Annotated in this window: 24 protein-coding genes and 1 pseudogene; 6 read left to right on the top strand and 19 right to left on the bottom strand. The window is 74.2% G+C overall.

What is annotated here, in order from left to right; translation table 11 throughout:
- Positions 1-13 precede the first annotated feature (13 nt).
- Together DQ237_RS09155 and DQ237_RS09150 are read right to left on the bottom strand one after the other, a co-directional pair.
- Positions 14-1,153 carry a branched-chain amino acid aminotransferase gene (locus DQ237_RS09155; protein WP_113799337.1) on the bottom strand — a complete coding sequence of 380 codons (1,140 nt, stop codon included), beginning with the start codon at positions 1,151-1,153 and terminating at the stop codon, positions 14-16.
- A gap of 76 nt (positions 1,154-1,229) precedes the next feature.
- On the bottom strand, positions 1,230-1,568 hold the full coding sequence (locus tag DQ237_RS09150; protein WP_113799335.1) for an antibiotic biosynthesis monooxygenase: 339 nt from the start codon (positions 1,566-1,568) through the stop codon (positions 1,230-1,232).
- 187 nt (positions 1,569-1,755) lie between these two features.
- Between DQ237_RS09150 and DQ237_RS09145 the strand changes: the two genes are divergently transcribed.
- Together DQ237_RS09145 and DQ237_RS09140 are read left to right on the top strand one after the other, a co-directional pair.
- Entirely contained in the window at positions 1,756-2,226 is a 471-nt protein-coding gene (locus DQ237_RS09145) for a GNAT family N-acetyltransferase (RefSeq protein WP_113799333.1), read from the top strand.
- Entirely contained in the window at positions 2,223-2,924 is a 702-nt protein-coding gene (locus DQ237_RS09140; protein WP_205730133.1) for a class I SAM-dependent methyltransferase, read from the top strand. Before DQ237_RS09145 ends, DQ237_RS09140 begins: the two co-directional genes overlap by 4 nt.
- A 19-nt stretch (positions 2,925-2,943) precedes the next feature.
- Here DQ237_RS09140 and truB read toward each other — a convergent pair whose 3' ends face one another.
- The 11 genes and pseudogenes from truB to rimP form a co-directional block, all read right to left on the bottom strand.
- A complete protein-coding gene (gene truB / locus DQ237_RS09135; protein WP_113799331.1) occupies positions 2,944-3,861 on the bottom strand; it encodes a tRNA pseudouridine(55) synthase TruB in 918 nt (305 codons plus the stop codon).
- Positions 3,858-5,183, bottom strand: coding sequence for an MATE family efflux transporter (locus DQ237_RS09130; protein ID WP_113799330.1), 1,326 nt, complete (start codon positions 5,181-5,183; stop codon positions 3,858-3,860). Before DQ237_RS09130 ends, truB begins: the two co-directional genes overlap by 4 nt.
- On the bottom strand, positions 5,180-6,208 hold the full coding sequence (locus tag DQ237_RS09125; protein WP_240619517.1) for a bifunctional oligoribonuclease/PAP phosphatase NrnA: 1,029 nt from the start codon (positions 6,206-6,208) through the stop codon (positions 5,180-5,182). The genes DQ237_RS09130 and DQ237_RS09125 overlap by 4 nt, the downstream gene beginning before the upstream one ends.
- The gene (locus DQ237_RS09120) at positions 6,205-6,444 is read right to left on the bottom strand and encodes a hypothetical protein (protein WP_113799328.1); all 240 of its coding nucleotides are present in this window, start codon (positions 6,442-6,444) and stop codon (positions 6,205-6,207) included. Before DQ237_RS09120 ends, DQ237_RS09125 begins: the two co-directional genes overlap by 4 nt.
- Positions 6,441-6,950, bottom strand: a complete 510-nt coding sequence (rbfA, locus tag DQ237_RS09115) for a 30S ribosome-binding factor RbfA (protein ID WP_113799326.1) — start codon at positions 6,948-6,950, stop codon at positions 6,441-6,443. The genes DQ237_RS09120 and rbfA overlap by 4 nt, the downstream gene beginning before the upstream one ends.
- 82 nt (positions 6,951-7,032) lie before the next feature.
- On the bottom strand, positions 7,033-7,329 hold the full coding sequence (locus DQ237_RS09110; protein ID WP_113799325.1) for a DUF503 domain-containing protein: 297 nt from the start codon (positions 7,327-7,329) through the stop codon (positions 7,033-7,035).
- A gap of 94 nt (positions 7,330-7,423) precedes the next feature.
- Positions 7,424-9,583, bottom strand: coding sequence for a translation initiation factor IF-2 (infB, locus tag DQ237_RS09105; RefSeq protein WP_240619525.1), 2,160 nt, complete (start codon positions 9,581-9,583; stop codon positions 7,424-7,426).
- Positions 9,584-10,183: 600 nt separating this feature from the next.
- Positions 10,184-10,327 (bottom strand): annotated as a pseudogene (locus tag DQ237_RS20410) (translation initiation factor IF-2 N-terminal domain-containing protein); the annotation flags it as partial.
- Positions 10,328-10,499: 172 nt separating this feature from the next.
- Positions 10,500-10,766 (bottom strand): YlxR family protein, encoded by a 267-nt coding sequence (locus DQ237_RS09100; protein ID WP_113799321.1) that lies wholly within the window; start codon positions 10,764-10,766, stop codon positions 10,500-10,502.
- An 8-nt stretch (positions 10,767-10,774) separates the two neighbouring features.
- Positions 10,775-11,926, bottom strand: coding sequence for a transcription termination factor NusA (gene nusA, locus DQ237_RS09095; RefSeq protein ID WP_113799319.1), 1,152 nt, complete (start codon positions 11,924-11,926; stop codon positions 10,775-10,777).
- Complete coding sequence (gene rimP, locus DQ237_RS09090; RefSeq protein WP_113799317.1) at positions 11,923-12,573, bottom strand: ribosome maturation factor RimP; 651 nt, start codon at positions 12,571-12,573, stop codon at positions 11,923-11,925. Before rimP ends, nusA begins: the two co-directional genes overlap by 4 nt.
- A 256-nt stretch (positions 12,574-12,829) precedes the next feature.
- Here rimP and DQ237_RS09085 point away from each other — a divergent pair, with 256 nt between their 5' ends.
- Together DQ237_RS09085 and DQ237_RS09080 are read left to right on the top strand one after the other, a co-directional pair.
- Entirely contained in the window at positions 12,830-13,315 is a 486-nt protein-coding gene (locus DQ237_RS09085) for a hypothetical protein (RefSeq protein ID WP_166509552.1), read from the top strand.
- A gap of 12 nt (positions 13,316-13,327) precedes the next feature.
- A complete protein-coding gene (locus DQ237_RS09080) occupies positions 13,328-13,777 on the top strand; it encodes a ferritin-like domain-containing protein (protein ID WP_113799314.1) in 450 nt (149 codons plus the stop codon).
- A gap of 13 nt (positions 13,778-13,790) precedes the next feature.
- On the opposite strand, the gene DQ237_RS09075 is transcribed toward DQ237_RS09080, so the two are convergent.
- The 4 genes from DQ237_RS09075 to DQ237_RS09060 all read right to left on the bottom strand — a co-directional run bounded on the left by DQ237_RS09075 (position 13,791) and on the right by DQ237_RS09060 (position 18,735).
- A complete protein-coding gene (locus tag DQ237_RS09075; RefSeq protein WP_240619516.1) occupies positions 13,791-15,683 on the bottom strand; it encodes a penicillin-binding transpeptidase domain-containing protein in 1,893 nt (630 codons plus the stop codon).
- 31 nt (positions 15,684-15,714) lie between these two features.
- Positions 15,715-16,566, bottom strand: a complete 852-nt coding sequence (locus DQ237_RS09070; RefSeq protein WP_113799312.1) for a DUF4081 domain-containing GNAT family N-acetyltransferase — start codon at positions 16,564-16,566, stop codon at positions 15,715-15,717.
- 2 nt (positions 16,567-16,568) lie between these two features.
- Positions 16,569-17,705, bottom strand: a complete 1,137-nt coding sequence (gene ispG, locus DQ237_RS09065; protein ID WP_369832209.1) for a flavodoxin-dependent (E)-4-hydroxy-3-methylbut-2-enyl-diphosphate synthase — start codon at positions 17,703-17,705, stop codon at positions 16,569-16,571.
- Between the two features lie 94 nt (positions 17,706-17,799).
- Entirely contained in the window at positions 17,800-18,735 is a 936-nt protein-coding gene (locus DQ237_RS09060; protein WP_205730132.1) for a LysR family transcriptional regulator, read from the bottom strand.
- Between the two features lie 45 nt (positions 18,736-18,780).
- Here DQ237_RS09060 and DQ237_RS09055 point away from each other — a divergent pair, with 45 nt between their 5' ends.
- Positions 18,781-19,713, top strand: a complete 933-nt coding sequence (locus DQ237_RS09055) for an EamA family transporter (RefSeq protein ID WP_240619515.1) — start codon at positions 18,781-18,783, stop codon at positions 19,711-19,713.
- Positions 19,714-19,717: 4 nt separating this feature from the next.
- Here DQ237_RS09055 and DQ237_RS09050 read toward each other — a convergent pair whose 3' ends face one another.
- Both DQ237_RS09050 and dxr read right to left on the bottom strand, forming a co-directional pair.
- Complete coding sequence (locus DQ237_RS09050) at positions 19,718-21,055, bottom strand: RIP metalloprotease (protein WP_255411535.1); 1,338 nt, start codon at positions 21,053-21,055, stop codon at positions 19,718-19,720.
- A 31-nt stretch (positions 21,056-21,086) separates the two neighbouring features.
- Positions 21,087-22,322, bottom strand: coding sequence for a 1-deoxy-D-xylulose-5-phosphate reductoisomerase (dxr, locus tag DQ237_RS09045; protein ID WP_240619514.1), 1,236 nt, complete (start codon positions 22,320-22,322; stop codon positions 21,087-21,089).
- 77 nt (positions 22,323-22,399) lie between these two features.
- Here dxr and DQ237_RS09040 point away from each other — a divergent pair, with 77 nt between their 5' ends.
- Complete coding sequence (locus DQ237_RS09040; protein WP_240619513.1) at positions 22,400-22,723, top strand: DUF2631 domain-containing protein; 324 nt, start codon at positions 22,400-22,402, stop codon at positions 22,721-22,723.
- Positions 22,724-22,783 lie beyond the last annotated feature (60 nt).

The following is a 22,783-nucleotide window of genomic DNA, read 5'->3' as shown; positions in this document are numbered from 1 at the left end:
CGACCTGCTCCGGTCAGGAGACCCGGTGCAGCCAGCCGTGGGTGTCGGCCGCCCGTCCGTGCTGGATGTCCAGGAGGTTCTCGCGCAGCCGCATGGTGACCGGACCGGGGGTGCCGTCGCCCACGGAGAACTCACCGCTGCGCGCCTTCACCTCACCGATCGGCGTGATGACGGCCGCGGTCCCGCAGGCGAAGGTCTCGGTGATCGAGCCGTCGCGCACACCGTCGCGCCACTCGTCGAGGCTGACCCGGCGCTCGCCGACCCGGTAGCCGAGGTCGCGGGCGACGGTGATCAGGGAGTCCCGGGTGATACCGGGCAGCAGGCTGCCGGACAGCTCGGGGGTCAGCAGCTCGGCGTCGTCGCCCGAGCCGAGGACGAAGAACAGGTTCATCCCGCCCAGCTCCTCGATGTACTTCTTCTCGACCGCGTCGAGGTAGACGACCTGGTCGCAGCCCAGGGCACTGGCCTCCTGCTGCGGCAGGAGGCTGGCGGCGTAGTTGCCGGCGCACTTGACGTCGCCGGTGCCACCGGGCGCCGCCCGGGCGTAGTCCTCGGAGACGTAGACCGAGACCGGCTGGACGCCGCGGGGGAAGTAGGCACCCGCCGGGCTGGCGATCACGAGGAACAGGTACTCGTGCGCCGGCCGCACGCCGAGGAAGGACTCGCTGGCCAGCTGGTACGGGCGCAGGTACAGGGTCTGGTCGGGTCCGGTCGGCACCCAGTCGCGGTCGGCGTCGACCAGCGCGTCGACAGCGGCGAGGAAGGCCTCCTCGGGAACCGGCGGCATGGCCAGGCGCTCGGCGCTCCGGACGAACCGGGCGGCGTTGGCCTCGGGCCGGAACGTGGCCACGCTGCCGTCGGGCTGCGCGTAGGCCTTGAGCCCCTCGAAGATCGACTGCGCGTAGTGCAGCGCCGCCGTCCCCGGGTCCATGGGCAGCGGCCCGTACTGGGTGAGGCGGGCGTCGTACCACCCCCGGCCGACCTGGTAGCGGGCCACGAACATGTGGTCGGTGAAGTAGCGGCCGAATCCCGGGTCGGCCAGCAGCTCCTCCCGCTCCGCGAGGGAGCGGCGGCGCACGTCCTCGGCGACCACCGGCACGTCCCCGAGGAACATCCGCGAGGTGGTACGGCTGTCGGCGAACGTGTCGGTCATGGCTCCTACCCGGGCGGAGAGAGGACGGCACCGACTCCGCGGAGGTGTGGAGCCGGTGCCGTCACAGTAGCCCGGTTCAGGCCTGGCTCCCCTGACCGGCCTTCGGCCCCGCGTTCTCCAGCACCTCGTAGGTCCAGACGTGCGCGGAGTGCGGTGCGGCCGAGGCCAGCGTGTCCCCACCACCGTCGTGCGCGCGGTCGAAGTCCTGCCCCGACTGCCAGGCCTCGTAGGCCTCACTGCTGCTCCACCGGGTGTAGACCAGGTACTGGTCGGTGCCCTCGACGGGGCGCAGCAGCTCGAACCACTCGAAGCCCGGGGTGCTCTCCACTGCACCGGCCCGGCCGCGGAACCGCTCCTCGAAGCGCTCCTGCTTGTCCTTCGGCACGGTGATCGCGTTGATCTTCACGATGCTCATGGCCCTCCCGTTCCCGCAGCAGGACGCGGCCAACCGCAAGATCAACGACACGTGCGCCGCGGTCGTGGCAGGATCCGCGGCATGACGGCGATCTGGTGGCGCCACCCCTAGGTGGCTGCCGCGTCGTCCCAGTCCACCCCTCATCGGTGGGCTCGTGCGGTCCGCCGTCGTCCGAGAGGACCGCCCGGTGCCCCTCCCGCTCCGCCCCGTCCCCGCCTCCGTGGTCGGTGAGCTGCTCACCCTGCAGCGTGCCGCCTACGCCACCGAGGCCCAGCTCTACGGCGACCCCTTCCTCCCCGCCCTGACCCAGACGCTGCCGGAGCTGGTCGCCGAGCTCTCCACCGGCACCTGCCTCGGCGCCTGGGCCGGATCGCGCCTGGTCGGCGCGGTACGGGCGCGCGAGGACGGCGACACCCTGCACGTCGGACGGCTGGTCGTCGCTCCCGACCAGCAGGGGCGGGGCATCGGCACCCACCTGCTGCGCGCCGTCGAGGAGTCGACCGGCCTCCCCTCCGCCGCGCTGTTCACCGGCGCCCTCAGCGAGGCCAACCTGCGTCTCTACCGCCGGCTCGGGTACGCCGAGACCCACGACGAGGTCGTGCGGCCCGGCCTCCGGCTGGTCCACCTGCGCAAGCAGCTGACCGGGGAACGGGCATGACCGGTCCCGCGGTCGCCGGGGGGCACAGCATCGGCGAGTACCTGATCAGCGCGCGCTCGTTCGAGGAGTACCGGGCGATGTTCGCCCTCGGGGACGAGGACCTCGCGGGCAGCGTGCTCGACTGCCCCGGAGGAGCCTCCAGCTTCACCGCGTCGGCCCGCCGCAGGGGCACCCGTGCCGTGGCCGTCGATCCCGTGTACCTGACCTCGGCCGACCAGCTGGCCGAGCGTGTCTCCGCGGAGCTGGAACGTGGGCACGCCTGGGCCACGGCCAACGCGGAGCGGTACCTCTGGGACTTCTTCGGCGGGTTGCCCGGGCACCAGCGCTCGCGGGCGGCGTCCGCAGCGCTGTTCGCCGGCGACCGGAAGGCGAACCCGGGGCGGTACCTCCCGGCTGCCCTCCCCCACCTGCCGTTCGCGGAGCGGTCGTTCGACCTGGTGCTCTCCTCGCACCTGCTCCTCACCTACGCCGACCGGCTGGATGCCGGCTTCCACCTGGCGGCGGTGCGGGAGATGGCGCGGGTGTCCCGGACCGGCGTGCGGCTCTATCCGCTGGTCGACCAGGCGGGCAGACCCCACCCCGAACTCGTCGAGCGCCTGATCGGCTCGCTCACCGCCGACGGGCTGCGCGTCCGGGTCCGCGACGTCGACTACGAGTTCCAGCGCGGGGCGCGGACGATGCTCGAGGTGCTCCGCTGAACCCGCCGGCCGCGGCCGTTCAGGCGGGTGGGAAGCCGACCGTCACCTTCGCGCTGCGGCCGGCGTCCTCCACCAGCGCGACCAGCCTCCCGTCGGGGTCGACCGCCGCGTGCAGACCTCCGGCGCCCGTGGAGGGGATGCGCTGCCCGTAGCCGAGCGCCGTCGCCTCCTCGGCGGTCAGCACGCGCTCGGGGAAGACCAGCCGCGCGGCATGGGTGAGACCGAGGAACCCCGGCCCGCCGCCGGCGAGCAGGGAGGCGGCGGAGTCCTCGACCGGACCGGCCTGGGCGACGGTGAACGGGCCGGACGCGGTGCGGCGCAGCGCGGTCAGGTGCCCGCCCACGCCCAGCGCCGTGCCGGCGTCCCGGGCGATGGCGCGGATGTAGGTGCCGGCGGTGCACTCGACCGTGACGTCCACGTCGACGAGGTCCGGCTCGGGGCGGCGCAGGTCGTGCACCTCGAGCCGGTGCACCGTGACCGGACGAGCGGCCAGCTCGACGGTCTCCCCGGCCCGCACCCGGTCGTAGGAGCGGCGGCCGTCGACCTTGACCGCGCTGACCGCCGAAGGCACCTGCTGCAGCGGCCCGGTCTGCGCCGCCAGCGCGGCACGGACCGCGTCGTCGTCCAGGTGCGCGGTGGAGGCCGTGCTCAGCAGCTCGCCCTCCCGGTCGTCGGTGACCGTCGCCTGGCCGAGCCGGATCGTGGCCTCGTACGTCTTGTCGTGACCGCCGACGTGGCCCAGCAGGCGGGTGGCGGACCCCACGCCGAGGACCAGAAGGCCGGTGGCCATCGGGTCGAGCGTGCCGGCATGCCCGACCTTGCGCACCGACAGGGCACGCCGTGCCCGGGCGACGACGTCGTGCGAGGTCATGCCTCCGGCCTTGTCGACCAGCAGCAGGCCGGGTGGGACATCGGCGTCCGGACGCTTGGGGCTCACGCCGTAACGCTCTCAGGCGCGCTCAGCCACCGGTCACCCGCCACCCGGACCACGACGGCGACCAGGCGCAGCGCGATGAAGAGCGTGAGGCCGGTCCAGACACCGGGCAGGCCCAGGTCGAGCGGGCCGGCCAGCAGCGACAGCGGCAGGAAGCCACCCAGCGCCGAACCGACCGTCACGGTGCGCAGGTAGCCCACGTCACCGGCGCCCATGAGCACCCCGTCGAGGGCGAACACGAGCCCGGCCAGCGGCTGGAACCCGGCGAGGAACCACCACACGACGGCGGCCTGGTCGAGCACGGCGGGATCGTCGGTGAACAGCGGTGGGACGACGTCGCGCAGGGCGAGCAGCACCACGCCGACGAGACACCCGGTGCCCAGCCCCCAGAGCGCCACCCGCCGGGCCGTCGCCCGCGCCTCCTCCGGCCGCTGCGCGCCGAGGGCGTGGCCCACCAGGGTCTGCGCCGCGATGGCGTACGCGTCGAGCACCAGCGCGAGGAAGAAGAACAGCTGCAGGGCGATCTGGTGCGCGCCGAGGGCGGCGGTGCCGGCGCGTGCAGCGACCCCTGCCGCGACGAGGAACGAGATCTGCAGGACCGCGGCACGCAGCAGCAGGTCGCGGCCGATGACCAGCTGACGGGCGACCGCGGAGGGACGCACCCGCCAGACGACCCCCTCGCGGAGCAGGGCGCGCACGAACAACGTGGCGGTCAGCGCCTGGCCGGCGACGTTGGCCACCGCCGACCCCACCAGTCCGAGGCCGGCCGGGTGCACGAGCACCGGGCACAGGACCAGGCTCAGCAGGCTGCCCGCGAGCACGAACCGCACCGGGCGGCGCAGGTCCTGGACCCCGCGCAGCCACCCGTTGCCGGCCAGGGAGACCAGCAGCAGCGGCGCTCCGAGGGAGGCGGTCCGGAGCCACTCCTCCCCCGCCTCGGCGACCGCCCCGTCGCCGCCGGCGAGCAGCCGGGTCAGCGGACCCGCGAGGACCTGGAAGACGAGCAGCACGACCAGTCCGAGAGCCAGGGCGAGCCAGGTCGCCTGCACGCCCTCGGTGACGGCGCCGCCCCGGTCCCCCGCTCCTGCCCGGCGGGCGGCGCGTGCCGTGGTGCCGTAGGCGAGGAAGTTCAGCAGCGCCGCGGCCCAGGCCAGCAGACCGCCGCCGACGGCGAGACCGCCCAGGGCCACGGTGCCGAGGTTGCCCACGACGGCGGTGTCGACGAGCAGGTAGAGCGGCTCCGCGGCCAGCACGACGAGCGCCGGGAGGGCCAGCGCCAGCACGCCGCGTGGTGCGCTGGGCGGTCCCGGGGACCGCGCGCTCACCGGGTGCGGAGCTGGGCGCGCAGTGCCTCGAGGGTGGCCTCGCGGTCCAGGTGCGAGGTGTAGCCGGCGGCCGCGCGGTGCCCGCCCCCGCCCAGCGCCATCGCCACGCGCGCGACGTCGGTCGCGCCCCGGGAGCGCATCGACACCGTCCAGGACCCGTCGGCCTGCCCCTTGAGCACGCAGGCGACGTCGGCCTCCTCGGCGGAGCGCACGACGTCGACGAGCGCCTCCAGCTGCTCCCCCGCCAGGCCGTGCTCGGCCGCCTCGGCCGTGCTGGACCAGGTCCAGACCAGCCCGGCACCGACCTCGGGCTCGAGAGTCGCGCGGCCGGTCACGACGGACAGGAGCCCGAGCCAGCCGAACGGCGCGGTGTCGAACAGCCGGCGGCTGATGCCCGCATGGTCGATGCCCGTGCTGAGCAGCCGGGCGGCGAGCTCGTGCGTCTCGGGACGCGTGCTGCCGAACCGGAAGGAGCCGGTGTCCGCGGCCAGGCCGGCGTAGAGACAGGTCGCCAGCTGCTCGTCGATCGTGATCCCGAGGCCGTCGAGCAGATCGGCCACGAGGGTCACCGTCGCCGGAGCGGTCGGGTCGACGACCCGCACCCGGCCGAAGCCGGGGTTGCTGGCGTGGTGGTCGACCACCACCGAGGTCTGTGCGCGGTCGAGCAGCGGCGCGAGCTCACCGAGCCGGCCCGGGGATGCTGCGTCCAGGCTGACGAAGACGTCCGGCGAGGACGGGACGGAGTCCGAGGGCACGAGCCCCTCCGCGCCCGGGATCCAGCCCAGCGACGCCGGCAGCGTGAACGGCCCCGGGAAGGTCGCGAGGACGCGCGCTCCCCGACGACGCAACCCCTCGGCAAGCGCCAAGGTGCTGCCGAGGGCATCGGCGTCGGGCTGCACGTGGCCCGAGAGGACGACGGTCGCACGTGCGTCTGCGGCGTCGGCCAGGACCGCGGCCGCTGTCCGCAGGGCGTCGCCCAGCTCCCCGCTCACCGGCTCGGGCGGGGTCGTGGTCCCGGCGCTCACGCGCCCGGGTCGGGGTCGGCCGCCCGGCCGCCCTGGTGCTCGGTGATGTCGCCGCCGCCGACGGCGTACTGCGAGCCGTCGTCGGGCTCGTCCGCGGCGATGCTCGGTGCCTCGCCGATCTCACCGTGCCGGCCGCCGTCGGTCGGGTCGCCGGCGGAGGGCACCTCGCGTCCGCCCAGCACCGACGTGCCCTGGCCCTCGTCGGGCACGTACGGGTCGGGGTCGTTCTCGGTCACTGTGCGCTCCTCGTGGGGGCAGGATGTTCGGCTCCGTCATCGGCAGGGTCGGACGCCACCGTGTCGCCCTCGTCCTCGTCCTCGTCGTCCGCGGGACGGCGGTAGGGATCGGCCTCGCCGGCGTACTGCGCACCCTCGCGGGCACGGGCGAGCTCGGCGTCCGCGTGGCGGGCGCGCTCGAGCGCCTCCTCCAGCTCGCGAGCGGTGTCCGGGACGATGTCGGCCACGAACTCCAGCGACGGGACGAACTTGATCCCCGTCTGCTTGCCGACGGTCGACCGCAGGACTCCCGTGGCGCTGGCGAGCGCCTTCGCGGAGTCGGCGATCTGCGTCTCGTCGCCGTAGACCGTGTAGAACACCGTGGCCTCGCGGAGGTCGCTGGTCACGCGCGCGTCGGTGACCGTGACCATCCCGAGCCGGGGGTCCTTGATCTGGGTCTCGATCGCGGCGGAGACGATCTGACGGATGCGCACCGCCAGCTTGCGGGCGCGGGCCGGATCGGCCATGGGGACCTCCTGGTGAGTCGATGGAACGGCCCGCTCGTCGTGGCCCGCGCGAGCGTGCGAGTGGTGGGGACGAGGGGCCCTCTCAGAAGTCGTCACCGGCGATGAGCTGACGATGGGTCGACAGCAGCGTCACCTCCGGTCGCTCGGCCAGCAACCGCTCGCAGGCGTCGAGCACCTCGGTGACCTGGCCGGCATCACCGGCGACGGTGGCGACCCCGACCTGCGCGCGACGGTGCAGGTCCTGGCCACCGACCTCGGCCGCGGCGACGGCGAAGCGGCGCCGCAGCTCGGCCACGATCGGCCGCACCACGGCGCGCTTGCCCTTGAGCGAGTGGACGTCGCCCAGCAGCAGGTCGGCGGTGAGGGATCCGGTGAACATCCCTCACCGCCTTCCTGGTGACGTGCTGGAACGGCCCCGCTGCAGGGACCCGCGGCGCGCGGAGCGTGTCGTGGGGTGCAGCGGGGTCCTTCAATTACACGCGCGGCTTCTCGCGCAGCTCGAAGGTCTCGATCACGTCGTCGACCTTGATGTCGTTGAACGACCCCAGGCCGATACCGCACTCGTAGCCCTCGCGGACCTCGGTCGCGTCGTCCTTGAACCGGCGGAGCGACTCGACCGACAGGTTGTCGGCGACCACGGCACCGTCGCGGATGAGACGGGCCTTCGAGTTGCGGACGATCGTGCCGCTGCGGACCAGCGAACCGGCGACGTTGCCGATCTTCGGCACCCGGAAGACCTCGCGGACCTCCGCCGTGCCCAGCTGGACCTCCTCGTAGATCGGCTTGAGCATCCCCTTGAGCGCGGCCTCGATCTCGTCGATCGCCTGGTAGATGACCGTGTAGTACCGGACATCCACACCCTCGCGGTTGGCGAGCTCGGTGGCCTGGCCCTCGGCCCGGACGTTGAAGCCGAGGACGATGACGTCGTCGGCCAGCGCCAGGTCGATGTCGCTCTTGGTGATGCCGCCGACCCCGCGGTGGATGACCCGCAGCGAGATCTCGTCGTCGACCTCGATCTTCATGAGCGCCTCTTCGAGCGCCTCGACGGTGCCCGAGTTGTCGCCCTTGATGATCAGGTTGAGCTGACGGGTCTCCTTGAGCGCGGCGTCGAGGTCCTCGAGGCTGATCCGCTTGCGCATGGAGGCGTTCTGCGCGTTGCGGATACGGGCCTGACGACGGTCGGCGATCTGCCGGGCGACGCGGTCCTCCTCGACGACGAGGAAGGTGTCACCGGCGCGCGGCACCGAGGTGAGCCCGACGACCTGCACGGGGCGGGCCGGAAGCGCTTCCTTCAGCTTGTTGCCGTGCTCGTCGAGCAGCGACCGGACGCGCCCGTAGGCGTCGCCGGCCACGATCGAGTCGCCCTGGCGGAGCGTTCCGCGCTGGACGAGCACCGTGGCGACGGGGCCACGGCCCTTGTCCAGCTTGCCCTCGATGACCACACCCTGCGGGTCCTGCTCGGTGTTCGCGCGCAGGTCGAGCGAGGCGTCGGCGGTGAGCAGGATCGCCGTCAGGAGCTCGTCGAGGCCCTGGCGGGTGGTCGCGGAGACGTCGACGAACATCGTGTCGCCGCCGTACTCCTCGGCCACCAGGCCGTACTCGGTGAGCTGCTGGCGGATCTTGGCGGGGTTGGCCCCCTCCTTGTCGATCTTGTTGACCGCGACCACGATCGGCACGTCGGCCGCCTGGGCGTGGTTGAGCGCCTCGACCGTCTGCGGCATGACGCCGTCGTCGGCGGCGACCACCAGGACGACGATGTCGGTGACCTTCGCGCCGCGGGCACGCATCGCGGTGAACGACTCGTGACCCGGGGTGTCGATGAAGGTGACCGGGCGCTCGTTGCCCTCCAGCTCGGTGACGATCTGGTAGGCGCCGATGTGCTGGGTGATGCCGCCGGCCTCGCGCGCCACGACGTTCGAGTTGCGCAGGGCGTCCAGCAGCTTCGTCTTTCCGTGGTCGACGTGACCCATGACGGTGACGACGGGCGGACGGGACGACCAGTCCTCCTCGTCACCCTCCTCGTCCCCGAAGGTGAGGTCGAAGTCGCTGAGCAGCTCGCGGTCCTCGTCCTCGGGGCTGACGACCTGGATGTCCCAGCCGATCTCGGCACCGAGCAGCTGCAGCGTCTCGTCGTTCACCGACTGGGTGGCGGTGACCATCTCGCCCAGGTGGAACAGGGCGGTGACGAGCGCGGCCGGCTGCGCGTTGATGCGCTCGGCCAGGTCGGTCAGCGAGGCGCCACGGGGCAGCCGGACGGTCTGCCCGTTGCCGCGCGGCAGGCTGACGCCGCCCATGCTGGGCGCCGCCATGGAGTCGAACTCCTGACGCCGCTGCTTCTTGCTCTTGCGACCGCGGACCGGACCGCGACCGCCGGGACGGCCGAAGGCGCCGGCCGTACCGGCACCCGAGCCGCCACGGCCACGACCACGGCCACCGCCGCCACCGCGGAAACCGCCACCGGCCGGCGCGCCGGCACCGGGGGCACCGCCGCCGCCACCGGGACGGAAGCCACCGCCGCCGCCGGGACCACCCGGACGGCCACGGCCGCCGGGGCCGCCGGGGCCACCACCGGGTCGGCCGGCACCGGCCGCGCGGCCGGGCATCATCCCCGGCGACGGGCGCTGCGGCATCATGCCCGGGTTGGGACGCGGACCGCCCGGACCGGCAGCGGGACGGGGACCACCGGCGCCGGGGCCCGGACGGGGACCGCCGGGACCGGGCGCGGGTCGGGGACCACCGGCACCGGGCGCCGGACGCGGACCGCCGGCACCCGGCGCGGGACGGGGACCACCCGTGCCGGGACCGGGACGGGCGGCACCGCCGGCCGGCGCCGGACGCGGAGCGCTGCTGAAGGGGTTGTTGCCCGGACGCGGGGCCGGCCGGGGGCCGGGACGCGGACCGCCGGGCGCGGCACCACCGGCCGGACGCGGCGCGGCCGGACGCGGGGCCTGCGGGGCGGCCGGGGCCTGGGCAGCCGGGGCCTGTGCAGCCGGGGCGGCCGGCGCCTGGGCAGCCGGGGCCTGCGGCGCGGGAGCGGCCGGTCGGGGACCGGGACGCGGCCCGGGCGCTGCTGCGGGACGAGCCGGGGCAGCGGGAGCCGACGCGGCCGGAGCGGCCGGTGCGGCGGGAGCTGCCGGTGCCGCGGGGGCGGCGGGCTTCGGGGCAGCCGGACGGGCGGCGGGGGCCGCGGGGGCCCCACCGTTGCCGCCACCGGTGGCAGCGCCGAGCGCCTCCCGGAGCCGCCGGGCCACGGGGGCCTCGACGGTGGAGGACGCGGACTTCACGAACTCGCCCTGCTCCTTGAGCTTGGCGAGCACGGTCTTGCTGTCGACACCGAACTCCTTGGCGAGTTCGTGTACGCGGGCTTTGCCTGGCACGGGTCTCCTCTTGGTGAGGCCGGCGGCTTGCCCGCTCGACCTCGTCGTTAGTGGCGCATGGTCATCGTGAGAACTTCACGGCTGAGTCATCCGACGGTGTCCTGTCGACGTTCGGACCGGCCTGGTGCCGATCCGACTGGGTCCTGCTCTCGCCCGTTCCGGGGCCCGGACCTCAGGACGAGGTACCGAGCACGTGCTCCCGGAGCGGACCGGCCTCCACGGGGGCGCTGATGCGCAGCGCCCGCGGGAAGGCCCGGCGTCGCTCCGCTGCGCGCAGGCACTCCTCGGTCGGGTGCAGCGAGGCACCGCGACCGGGAAGCACCCGGCGTGGGTCGGGGACCAGTTGCCCGGCCACCACCACCACGCGCAGCAGTTCGTCGACCGTCGCCTTCTTCCGGCACCCCACGCAGGTGCGGACCGGATCCGACGTTTCGGCCATCGGCAACTCTAGCGCGTGGCCGGGCCGCGTTGTTCCGCGCGCCGCGGGCCGGGCCGCTGGCCGCCCGCGGGGCCCTGCGAACGGCCGGCGGCAGCACCCCCGCGTCCCCCCGCCGGGTGAGCCGGCGCCGCGGAACGCAGCGGCGCCCGGCCCACCCCCGGCGAGGGGGTTGCGTCGGCGTCCTCGGGCTGGGCGTCGCTGCGGATGTCGATCCGGCAGCCGGTGAGGCGCGCGGCGAGGCGGGCGTTCTGCCCTTCCTTGCCGATCGCCAACGACAGCTGGTAGTCGGGGACGACGACCCGCACGGCCTTCGCCTGCGCGTCGACCACCCGGGCGCTGCTGACCCGCGCGGGGCTGAGCGCCTGCGCCACGAACTCCGCCGGGTCCTCGGACCAGTCGACGATGTCGATCTTCTCGCCGTGCAGCTCGCTCATGACGTTGCGGACCCGCTGGCCCATCGGCCCGATGCACGCACCCTTGGCGTTCAGGCCGGCGACCGCGGTGCGGACGGCGATCTTCGACCGGTGCCCGGCCTCGCGCGCCACGGCCACGATCTCGACGCTGCCGTCGGCGATCTCGGGGACCTCCAGGGCGAACAGCTTGCGCACCAGGTTCGGGTGGGTGCGGGACACGGTGACCTGCGGGCCGCGGAAGGTCCGGGCCACCGCCACCACGTAGGCCTTGATCCGGCTCCCGTGGGTGTAGGTCTCCCCCGGCACCTGCTCGGCCGAGGGCAGCACCGCCTCGACCTTGCCGATGTCGATCATGACCAGCCCGCTGGCGTTCCGCCGTTGGTCGGCCTGCACGATGCCGCTGACGATGTCGCCTTCCTTGCCCGCGTACTCGCCGAAGGTCTGCTCGTGCTCGGCGTCGCGCAGCCGCTGGACGATGACCTGCTTGGCGGTGCTGGCCGCGATCCGGCCGAAGTCCGACGGGGTGTCGTCCCACTCCCGCACGACCTCGCCGTCGGCCCCGAGCTCCTGGGCCAGGACGGCGACCTCACCGCTCTTGCGGTCGACGTGCACCCGCACGTGCTTGGCGGCGCCGTCGGCGTGCCGGTAGGCGGTGACCAGGGCCGTCTCCAGCGCCTCGATCACCGTGTCGACCGGGATGCCCTTCTCCCGCTCCACCGCCTTGAGCGCGGTGACGTCGATGTTCACTTCTCTCCTCCGTCGTCGTCCGCGAGTTCGGCCTCGTCCAGGTCCTCGAACTCGTCGGCGTCGTCCTGCGTGATGTCCTCGTCGTGGGCCTCGTCGTGGGCCTCGTCGTGGGCCTCGTCGTGGGCACGGCCGAACTCGACCTGCACCCGCCCGACGCCCAGCTCCACCCAGGGGACCTGGCGCGGCTGCGGCGGCCGCTTCTTCGCGCCCGGCTTGCCCTTGGCCTCCACCGCCAGCACCACGCCGACGCCGTCCACGGCGGTGATGCGGCCGGTCAGCTGCTCGGTCGAGCCGGCGGGGCCGACGGCGACCTGCACGAGCCGGCCGACGTTGCGCCGCCAGTGCCGTTCCTCGGTGAGCGGCCGGTCGACGCCCGGGCTGGTCACCTCCAGCACGTACGGCGTGCGGCCCATCCCGTCGTCGTTGCGGTCCAGCACCTCGGAGACGGCGTGGCTCACCTCGGCGATGTCGTCGAGCGTGACCCCGGCGTCGCGGTCGACGACCACGCGCACGACGCTGCGCCGGCCGGCGGGCGTGACCACGAGCTCCTCCAGGTCGTAGCCCGCATCGGTGACGGCCGGCTCGATCCAGCTGGTCAGCCGCTCGGTCGCGGGGTCGCTCCGCTGGTTTCCGCGAGAGGCGGACACGCTTGCCTCCTCAGGCTCGGTCGGCCGCACGATGCGTGCGCACACCCCTGGGGACCGGCGCGCCGAACCTGCGGCCGGGGGCGAGGGGAAAGGCCAAGGCTACCGCCCGACGGCCGGCACCGGTCCGCCGCACCGGGTGGCGGCACCCCGCCCGGGTGGGACGGGAGGGGCGTGCGGGAGCGGCGGTGGCGACGCGGCCCGACGCCCGGCGTGCACGACCGGCTGCCGGAGCCTCCGGCTGCCAGGATGGGGGGTGATGCCTCCCACCGCCCTCCCCGGCCCGCGGACGTTCACCCGCCGCACCCTGCTCGCGGTCTCCGCGGCGGGGTTCGCCGTCGCCGTCGCCGGGTGCACCTCGTCCTCCGGCGACGAGGCGGAGGCGGTCACGAGCGAGCAGGCCGACGACCTCGCCGGCCAGGTGGCGGTGCAGGAGACGCTCGTCGCCGCCTACGACCTGGCGTTCGGTGCCGACCCGGCCCTCGCCGCCGCGGCCGCGGACCTGGCCACCCAGGCGGGCGAGCAGCTGGACCTGCTGAAGGCGGCCGCCCCGGGGAAGCACACCGCCGGCCGCCCGCCGGCGGACACGCCGCCCGCCGGCTCCGCGCAGCAGTGGCTGCGGGCACAGGTCGCCACCGCCGCGGCCTCGCACGCGGCCGCCTGCCTCGACCAGGCCGGAGCGCGCGCCGCGCTGCTGGGATCCATCGCCGCGGGTCTCCGCGGCCACGAGGCACGACTGGCGTGAGGGGGTTCGGCGATGGCTGACGACAGCACCGGCGAGAACGAGGCGCTCGCGACCGCCCTCGCCGCCGAGCACGCCGCCGTCTGGGGATACGGCGTGGTGGGCGCGGCGCTGGACCCCGACGAGCGGGAACCGGTCACGACCGCGGAGAACGCGCACCGCGACCTCCGCGATCGTCTGACCGCGCTGCTGACCGAGCGGGGAGAGGACCCGGCCGGACCCGAGGGCGGCTACGCGCTGCCGTTCCCCGTGCTGTCCGCCGTCGACGCCGCGGCCCTCGCCGTCACCCTCGAGGACGGCGTGGCGGCCGCCTGGGTGCGGGTGCTCGACCAGGGGGCCGAGCGCCCCTCCCGCGAGCTGGCGATGGACGCCCTGGGCGCCGCGGAGGTCAGGGCCGTCGGCTGGCGCGCCGCCGCCGGGAGGACGCCGACGACGCGCGCCACCCCAGGACTGCCCGAGAAGTGACCCGCCGCCCTCCTCAGCGCACCGCGCCGAGGAAGGCGTCGGTGACCGCCACCGCCGCGCTGCTGGACTGACCGCCCTCGACCAGGACGGCGAACGCCAGGTCCCCGCCGGCACCACCCAGCCGGTAGCCGACGAACCAGCCGTGGGAGTCCGGCGGCGTCTTCGTCCCGAACTCCGCGGTGCCGGTCTTCCCGTACACCTCGCCACGGTCTCCCAGGGCGGTGGCGGTGCCGGAGAGGACGACCTGCCGCATCATCGGGCGCAGTGCTTCCAGGGCCGCGGCCGACGGGCCGGTCGGCGCCGGGCCGGCCGGCTCCGCACCGAGGACCTCGACGGGAGCCGCCGGGGTGCCGCTGGCGATGCCGGCGGCGACGAGCGCCATCTGCGCGGGGCTCATGAGGACCTGCCCCTGGCCGATCGCGTCGGCTGCCTTGGTCGTGCCGGTGCTGTCCGCGGGGACCTTGCCGCCGAACACGTCCACCGGCAGCTTCCAGTCGGTGCCCACGCCGTAGGACGCCGCCGCGTCCACGAGGGCCGCGTCGGGCAGCTCCAGGCCCTGCTGGATGAAGGTGGTGTTGCACGACTCGGCGAAGGCCTCGGTGAACGGCACGGTGCCCAGGTCGAACTTGTTCTGGTTCTCGAACTCGCGACCCTCCACCACCGTCGTGCCGGGACAGGGCACGGCCGTGTCGGGGGTGAGCGCGCCCGCCGACAGCAGGGCGGTGGCGGTGATCGTCTTCATGCTGGACCCGGGCGGGAACTGGCCGGTCAGGGCATTGCCGGCGTCGGCGATCTCGTTGGAGGAGACGGCGAGGATCTCGCCCGTGCCGGGCCGCACGACGACCAGGTGGGTGGGTCGGGTCTCGCCCGCGACCGCCGCGTCGGCGGCCTCCTGGATGCCGCGGACCAGCGGGGTCCGGACCGGCTCGCCGGGGACGGGGTCGACAGCGGCGATCTCGCGCCCGGCGTCGGAGGTGCCCTCGTCGGTGCTCACGACCGACACGGTGAAACCGGCGGTTCCGGTCAGCTGGTCCTGCAGGGCGCGTTGCAGACCCGACAGGCCCACCTCGTCCCCGGCGGCGAACCTCGGGACCCCGTCCTCCGAGGTCTCCTCGATGATCTCGGCCGTCGCGCCGCCGACCCGGCCCAGCAGCGCCTCGGCGAAGCGGGGTGACGGTGCCAGGGACCGGGTGGCGGTCGGGAACACCGCGCCCGGGAGGTCGAACACCTGGGCCCGGATCCGCTCGAAGTCCGGTCGCCGTAGCGTGATGACGGGGACGAACTGACCGTCGGGAGCGGCCTGGACGTCGGACACGATCCTGGCCGGATCGATCCCGGTGGCCGCACCCAGCGCCGCGGCGAGAGCCGGGAGGTCGGTCTCCTGCCCCTTGGCCACACCGACGTTGACGATCTCGGTCTCGGTGAACAGCGGGGCGCCGTCGGCGTCGGTGATCGCCGCACGCTCCGGCAGGCTACGGGTCAGCTCCAGGTGCTGCCCCTCGCCCAGCTCGGGGTGCACGATCGCCGGTTCCGCGACCACCTGCCAGGCGTCGTCGCCCTCGCGCAGCCGCAGCTCGCCCGCGTAGCGCCACTCCGGTGCCGCGGCCAGCGCCCAGCTCGCCGTCCAGTCGACGGTGGCGGTGTCGTCGTCGACGGAGACATCGCCCAGCTCGGGCGTGAGCGTGGCGCCCGGGAGGTCGGCGGCCGTCTGCTCCAGGAGCGCGCCGGCGGCGCCCGGATCGGTGGTCGCCCGCGCTGCCTCGTCGGTCCTCCCCGCGGCCCAGTCCTCGAGGAACGCCTCGGCGGCGCTGCGCACGTCGTCCTCGCTGCTGCTCGAGCAGCCGGCCAGCAGGGGGCCGGCGAGGAGCAGCGCGGTCAGCAGGATCGGGGCCGGTCGTCTCCGCACGGGGAGACAGTGCCAGACGGCGGGGTGGGAGTCAGAAGAGCACGCTGGAGTAGATCCCGACCTCGCGGAACCCGACGCGGGCGTACGCCGCGCGCGCCGGGGAGTTGTAGTCGTTGACGTAGAGGCTCACGACCGGAGCGATGACCGAGCGCGCGTACTCGACGACGGCCGCGGTGCCGGCGGTACCGATACCCCGCCCCCGGTGCGAGGGGGCCACCCACACGCCCTGGACCTGGCAGGCGGCGCGGGACACCGCGCCGATCTCGGCCTTGAACAGGACCTCGCCGTCCTCGATCCAGGCCAGCGATCGGCCCGCCCGGACCAGGTCGGACACCCTGGCTCGGTAGCCGACGCCGCCGTCGGCACGGAGGGGGCTGACGCCGACCTCCTCGGTGAACATCGCGATCGCCGCGGGCAGGAGCGCGTCCACCTCGTCGGGGCGCACCGGGCGCACCCGTGGCTCGGGCGCGACGGCCGGCGGCCCCTCGATCGCCAGCAGCGGCTGGCGCGGGCGGTGGTCCCGGCACGGTCCCCAGCTCGGCTCGAGCAGCTCCCACAGCGGCTCGACGGCCGCGGCCGGGCCGACGACGGTGCTGCACCGGCGCCCGGCACGACGGGCCCGCTCGGCGAACGCGACGGCCGCCGGCCGTTCGGCGCCGGGGAGGGCGAACGGGATGAGGTTGGCCCCGGCCAGGCAGACCGCCTCGAGGGCGTGCCCGCTGCTGTACCCCCACAGGGGCGCACCGAGGGCCACCGGACCGGTGCCCACGGACTCGACCCGCCCGGCCAGCCAGCAGGTGGCGACCGGGTCGGTGGCCAGCAGCGCGGTGACCGCCGGCTCGTCGCTCGCGTCGAGGACGCGGGCGCTGGGCGTACGGAGCACGGTCAGCTGACGGTGACGACCGGCGGCCCCGAGGGCTCGCCGGCGTCGACGTGCTCACCGGCGATCCGCATGGCCTCCTCGATGAGGGTCTCCACGATCTGCGACTCGGGCACGGTCTTGACGACCTCGCCCTTCACGAAGATCTGCCCCTTGCCGTTGCCGGAGGCGACGCCGAGGTCGGCCTCCCGGGCCTCCCCCGGGCCGTTCACGACGCAGCCCATGACGGCGACGCGCAGCGGAACCTCCATGCCCTCCAGGCCGGCGGTCACCTCGTTGGCCAGCTTGTAGACGTCGACCTGCGCGCGCCCGCACGAGGGGCAGCTGACGATCTCCAGCCCCCGCTGGCGCAGGTTCAGCGACTCCAGGATCTGGTTCCCCACCTTGACCTCCTCGACCGGCGGGGCCGAGAGGGAGACGCGGATGGTGTCGCCGATGCCCTTGCTGAGCAGCGCCCCGAAGGCGACGGCGGACTTGATCGTGCCCTGGAACGCCGGACCGGCCTCGGTGACGCCGAGGTGCAGCGGGTAGTCGCACTGCTCGGCCAGCAGCTCGTAGGCCCGCACCATGACCACCGGGTCGTTGTGCTTGACCGAGATCTTGATGTCGCGGAAGTCGTGCTCCTCGAACAGCGAGCACTCCCAGAGCGCGGACTCGACCAGCGCCTCCGGGGTGGCCTTGCCGTACTTCGCGAGCAGCCGCTTGTCCAGCGAACCGGCGTTGACGCCGATGCGGATCGGGATGCCGGCGTCCTTGGCCGCCTTGGCGATCTCGCCGACCTTGTCGTCGAACTTCTTGATGTTGCCGGGGTTGACCCGGACGGCCGCGCAGCCCGCGTCGATGGCGGCGAAGACGTACCTCGGCTGGAAGTGGATGTCGGCGATCACCGGGATCTGCGCCTTCCTGGCGATGATCGGCAGCGCCTCGGCGTCGTCGGTGTCGGGGACGGCCACGCGCACGATCTGGCAGCCCGAGGCGGTCAGCTCGGCGATCTGCTGCAGGGTGGCGTTGATGTCCGCCGTCTTGGTGGTGCACATCGACTGCACGCTGACGGGGTGGTCGCTGCCGACGCCGACTCCGCCCACGTCCAGCTGACGGGTCTTCCGTCGCGGAGCGAGCACGGGCGGGGGCGCAGCGGGCATGCCGAGGCCGACGGGGATCGCCATGCCGCCCAGTATCCCCCGCCTGCGCGTTCCCGCCGTCGACACCGGTGTGACGTCGACCGGCGTGCACCCGTCAGGTGTAGGCGGCGGCCTCCTCGACCAGGGCGTGGACGACCACCTGCACCGACCTGCGCGCGGCGCGATCGGGCCGCATCAGTGCCTCGATGACGCGGCCGGCCCGGAGGTCGGCCAGCGGCACCAGCGCCAGCCGGCCCTCCGACCTGTCGCGGGTGGTGTGCCGCGGGAGGAGGGCGACGCCGTGCCCGCGCGCCACCAGCTTCTCCATCAGCGGCAGGTGCGTGGTCCGCCGGACGACCCGCACCGGGGAGTGCGCCTGCGCCGCCAGCGCGGTCAGGACGCGGTCGATGGGGAACTCGGCCGGCGCGACGATCCAGTCCTCGTCGATGACCTCGGCCGGGGTGACGCGCTCGCGGCCGGCCAGCGGGTGGTCCAGCGGCAGGGCGACGTCGAGGGGCTCGCGCAGCAGCGGCCGGACCTCCAGGTCGCCGCGCGCCGGGGGGACGACGTCGTCGGAGCGGTGGGCCACCACGACGTCGTACTCCGCGGTGAGCGCGGGGAAGTCGTCCTGGGAGACGTCCTCGTCGAAGGTCTCCAGGACGATGCCCGGCTGGTCGGCCAGGCGGTCCAGCAGACCGGGCACCAGCAGCTCGCCGGCCGAGTGGAAGGTGGCGAGCCGGACCGTGCCGCCCACCCCACCGCGGTAGCTCTGCCAGTCGGCCTCGGCCGCGGCCAGCGCGGTCGACACCGACGCCGCGATCCCGGCGAGCGCCCGGCCGGCATCGGTCAGCCGCACCCCGCGGCCGACCCGCTCGACCAGGACGACGCCGAGCCGGCGCTGCAGGACCTTCAGCTGCTGGGACACCGCCGACGGCGACAGGGAGGTGGCGCGGGCGGCGGCGGTGACCGAACCGTGCTCGGCCAGCTCCCGCAGCACCGCGAGGTGGGCGACGTCCACCCGGTCCCACAGCTCCCAGCCCGACGGATCCATGAAGCGAAGCTACAACGTCCGTCCGCCAACTTTCGCTTGTCCTTCATGCCGATCGGCGCCAGCCTCGTCGACGTGCCGCTCCGTGACCGACTGCTCGCCTGCCTCGTCGCCGTCTGCTGGGGGGTGAACTTCCCGGCGACCGCACTCGCTCTCGAGCACTTCCCGCCGCTGTTCATGGCGGCGCTGCGGTTCACGCTCGTGGGCCTCCCCGCGCTGCTGCTCGTACCGCGCCCGCCGGTTCCGCTGCGCTGGCTGGTCGGCGTGGGGGTCGGCATCGGCATCCTGCAGTTCGCCTTCCTCTACCTGGGCATGGCCGCCGGGATGCCGAGCGGCCTGGCCTCCCTCGTGCTGCAGGCCTCGGCCCCCTTCACCGTCGTCCTCGGCGGGATCTGGCTCCGGGAGAAGCTGTCGGCCCGGCAGTTCGCCGGGGTCGCCGTCGCCGTCGTCGGACTGGCGGTCATCGCCGTGCACCGCGCGCAGTCCGCCGCATGGGTGCCCGTCGTCCTGACCCTCTGCGGAGCGCTGGGCTGGGCGATCGGCAACGTGTGCAGCCGGCAGGCGAAGGCCCCGAACGCCTTCCACCTCACGCTCTGGACGGCGGCCGTCCCTCCCCTGCCCCTGCTCGCCCTCGCGCTGGTCGTCGAGGGGCCCGACCGGATCGGCCGATCCCTCGCGGGCGCCCTCACCGCGCAGGCGCTCCCGTCGGTGCTCGGGCTGCTCTACGTGGTCGTCGTCGCCACCCTCGTCGGGTACGGCATCTGGAACACGTTGCTGTCGCGCCACCCGTCCAACGTCGTCGCCCCGTTCTCCATGCTGGTCCCCGTGGTCGGCGTGCTCGCCTCGTGGCTGGCGTTCGGCGAGGTGCTCGACGCGGTGGAGCTGACCGCCGGGGCCGTGGTGGTCGCGGGCGTGCTCCTCGGCTCCCGGCCCGGCCGGGCGCCGGCGCCCGCCCCGGTGCCCGCGGTCGGCACGGCCTGACGGTTCAGCCGAAGCGGACCGGGTTGATGATGTCGGCGACGAACAGCAGCACCGACAGCGCCAGGAACACGCCCGCCACGGCGTAGGCGACCGGCATCAGGCGGGCGATGTCGAAGGGCCCCGGGTCCGGCCGGCCCCGGAGCCGGGCGACCGAGGAGCGCGCCTTCTCGTAGAGGGCTCCGGCCACGTGCCCGCCGTCCAGCGGGTAGATCGGCAGCAGGTTGAACAGGAACAGGACCAGGTTCATCCCGGCCAGCAGCGAGATGAAGTAGCCGATCTTCTGCCCGACGGAGAACTTGTCGAAGGCGAAGACGTCACCGGAGATCCGGCTGACGCCCACGACCCCGATCGGCCCCATCGGGTCGCGCTCCTCCCCCAGGAAGGTCGCGCGGAACAGCTGCGGGACGCGCTCGGGGATCTCCGCGAGCCGTTGCACCGACTGCACCACCATGGACCCGAGCTGCGCGGGCACCTCGGTGATCGACTGGCGCACCTGGCGGTCGGCCGGGCTGATGCCCACGAAGCCGACGACGCCGGTCTTCTCCCCGTCGTCCGAGAGGTAGGCCAGGTTTTCGATGGGCGTGACGGTGAGCTGCCGCTCCTCCCCGTCGCGCCGGACCGTCAGCTCCAGGGGCACGCCCGCGCTCACGCGGATCGCGTCCTGGACCTCGTCCCACCCCTCTGTCGGCTCCTGCGACACGGGGTCGCCGTCGATCGCCAGGATCGTGTCCCCGGGACGGAGGCCGGCCTGCGCGGCGGGGCTGGGCACCGGGAGAGCGCAGTCGGCACCGCCCGCCTCGCAGCGCTCGCCCTGCGGCGTGATCGGGACGGAGCAGGGGTCCTTCGCACCGGCGCTCGCCGCGCCCGCGGGGAGCACGCAGTCGGGCACCCGGGCGATGGTGGTGGTGATCTCAGGAACCCCGAAGCCGACCAGGAACACGGTGAAGAAGACGACCGCGAGGACCAGGTTGTGGAACGGGCCGGCGAACATCACGATGACCCGCTGCCACCAGGGCTTCTTGTAGAAGACCCGGTCGCCGTCGGAGGGCAGGACGTCGTCGAGCGCCTGCCCGCGGACCTCGGCGATGAAGGTGCGCATGCGGGTGGCCCGCTTGCTCTCGTTCTCCTCGGCCGGCGGGATCATCCCGACGATGCGGATGTAGCCGCCGAGCGGGATCGCCTTGATGCCGTACTCGGTCTCGCCGCGGCGCCGGGAGAACACCGTCGGCCCGAACCCGACCATGAACTGCGGCACCCGCATGCCGAACTTCCGCGCCCACCAGAAGTGCCCGGCCTCGTGGAAGGCGATGGAGAACATCAGGCCGAGCGCGAAGAGGACGATCCCCAGGATCGTCAGCAGGAACCCGCTCAGCTCAGCCTCCGGCGATCACACCCCGGGCGTGCTCCCGGGCCCACTTCTCCGCCGCCAGCACGTCCTCGACGCAGGTGGGGGCGCCGAGGTCCGGCGCGGCGTCGAGGGTACGCGCGACGAGGTCCACGATCCCTGTGAACGACAGACGACCCGCCACGAAGGCCGCGACGGCCTCCTCGTTGGCCGCGTTGTACATCGCCGGCGCCACTCCCCCGGTCTCACCTGCGGAGCGGGCCAGCCGGACGGCGGGGAAGGCCACCTCGTCCAGCGGCAGGAACTCCCAGGTGCTTGCCGTCGACCAGTCCAGGGCCGGCTGCACGTGCGGGAGCCGGTCGGGCCAGGCGAGGGCCAGCGCGATCGGCAGCCGCATGTCCGGAGGGCTGGCCTGGGCGACCGTCGCGCCGTCGGCGAAGGTCACCATCGAGTGCACGATCGACTGCGGGTGGACGACGACGTCGATGTCGGCGAACGGCACACCGAAGAGCAGGTGCGCCTCGATGAGCTCCAGGCCCTTGTTCACCAGCGTCGCCGAGTTGATGGTGACCACCGGCCCCATCGCCCACGTCGGGTGGGCGAGCGCCTGCTCGACCGTGACGTCGGCCAGCTCCTCGCGGGTGCGCCCGCGGAACGGGCCACCGCTGGCGGTGAGCACCACCCGGGCGACCTCGTCGCGGGCGCCGCCGCGCAGGCACTGGGCGATCGCGGAGTGCTCGGAGTCCACCGGCACCAGCTGACCGGGGCCCGCAGCGGCGAGCACGAGGTCACCGCCGGCGACCAGCGACTCCTTGTTGGCCAGCGCGACGGTGCGGCCGGCCTTCAGCGCGGAGAGGGTGGGCCCGAGGCCGATCGACCCGGTGATCCCGTTGAGGACGACGTCGGCCGGGCGGGCGGCGAGCTCCTCGGCCGCGCGCGGCCCGGCCAGGATCTCCGGGAGGGCGTACTCACCCTTGTTCCAGCCCCGCTTCGACGCGGCGGCGTAGAACGCGAGCTGCAGGTCCTGCGCGGCGGTGGCCTTCGCCACCGCGACCGTGCGCACGCCGAGCGACAGGGCCTGGTCGGCGAGGGTGGCGACGTCGCTGCCGCCGGCGGCCAGCCCGGTGACGCGGACCCGGTCGGGGTTCTGCCGGGCGACCGCGATCGCCTGCGTGCCGATCGACCCGGTCGAGCCGAGCAGGGTGACCTCACGCGGTCCGCCCACGCCGACGGGGTCGCCTACGGTGCCCGAGGGTTCGCTCACGACCGCATCCTCCCCGACCCGCCGCGCCGACCCACCTCGGAGGGTGCCCGGGCCCGGCTCCTGCCAGAATGGGCCACGTGACCGAGGGAACCCACCACAGCCGCGTCGCGCTCGACAACCCCGCCACCACGCGGGTGAGCCAGCCCGGGCGCGAGGAAGCCGTCGTCCGCGCGGGCGAGCACCCGATCGAGCACGAGAGCCCGGCCGACTGGGGCTGGCACGGCGAGACCGGCAAGTGGGGCCAGATCGGCGGCTGGTTCGCCACCCTGGTGATCCTGGCGTTCCTCGTCGGCAACCACGAGGGCCGGGTCGAGGACCTCTGGCTCCTCGGCATCGCGCTGATCATGGCCGTCGTCCTCATCTGGGACCTGCGCCGCAAGAAGACCGCCTGGCGGCGCTGAGCCCGCACGCACCCACGGCAGAGGCCGGGTCCCGCAACGGGGCCCGGCCTCTGCTGCGAG

It is taken from the genome of Blastococcus sp. TF02-8, from assembly GCF_003319175.1.
Taxonomy (GTDB): domain Bacteria; phylum Actinomycetota; class Actinomycetes; order Mycobacteriales; family Geodermatophilaceae; genus Blastococcus.
This window is presented reverse-complemented; position numbering and strand designations above follow the sequence as displayed.

Excerpts from the sequence above, each read along its gene's own strand:
- DQ237_RS09150 (WP_113799335.1), bottom strand. The coding sequence starts at position 1,568 with ATGAGCATCGTGAAGATCAACGCGATCACCGTGCCGAAGGACAAGCAG.
- DQ237_RS09140 (WP_205730133.1), top strand. The coding sequence starts at position 2,223 with ATGACCGGTCCCGCGGTCGCCGGGGGGCACAGCATCGGCGAGTACCTG.
- infB (WP_240619525.1), bottom strand. The coding sequence starts at position 9,583 with ATGATGCCGCAGCGCCCGTCGCCGGGGATGATGCCCGGCCGCGCGGCC.
- DQ237_RS09100 (WP_113799321.1), bottom strand. The coding sequence starts at position 10,766 with ATGGCCGAAACGTCGGATCCGGTCCGCACCTGCGTGGGGTGCCGGAAG.
- ispG (WP_369832209.1), bottom strand. The coding sequence starts at position 17,705 with ATGCCCGCTGCGCCCCCGCCCGTGCTCGCTCCGCGACGGAAGACCCGT.
- DQ237_RS09060 (WP_205730132.1), bottom strand. The coding sequence starts at position 18,735 with ATGGATCCGTCGGGCTGGGAGCTGTGGGACCGGGTGGACGTCGCCCAC.
- DQ237_RS09155 (WP_113799337.1), bottom strand. The coding sequence starts at position 1,153 with ATGACCGACACGTTCGCCGACAGCCGTACCACCTCGCGGATGTTCCTC.
- rbfA (WP_113799326.1), bottom strand. The coding sequence starts at position 6,950 with ATGGCCGATCCGGCCCGCGCCCGCAAGCTGGCGGTGCGCATCCGTCAG.
- DQ237_RS09110 (WP_113799325.1), bottom strand. The coding sequence starts at position 7,329 with ATGTTCACCGGATCCCTCACCGCCGACCTGCTGCTGGGCGACGTCCAC.
- DQ237_RS09085 (WP_166509552.1), top strand. The coding sequence starts at position 12,830 with ATGCCTCCCACCGCCCTCCCCGGCCCGCGGACGTTCACCCGCCGCACC.
- DQ237_RS09055 (WP_240619515.1), top strand. The coding sequence starts at position 18,781 with ATGCCGATCGGCGCCAGCCTCGTCGACGTGCCGCTCCGTGACCGACTG.
- DQ237_RS09080 (WP_113799314.1), top strand. The coding sequence starts at position 13,328 with ATGGCTGACGACAGCACCGGCGAGAACGAGGCGCTCGCGACCGCCCTC.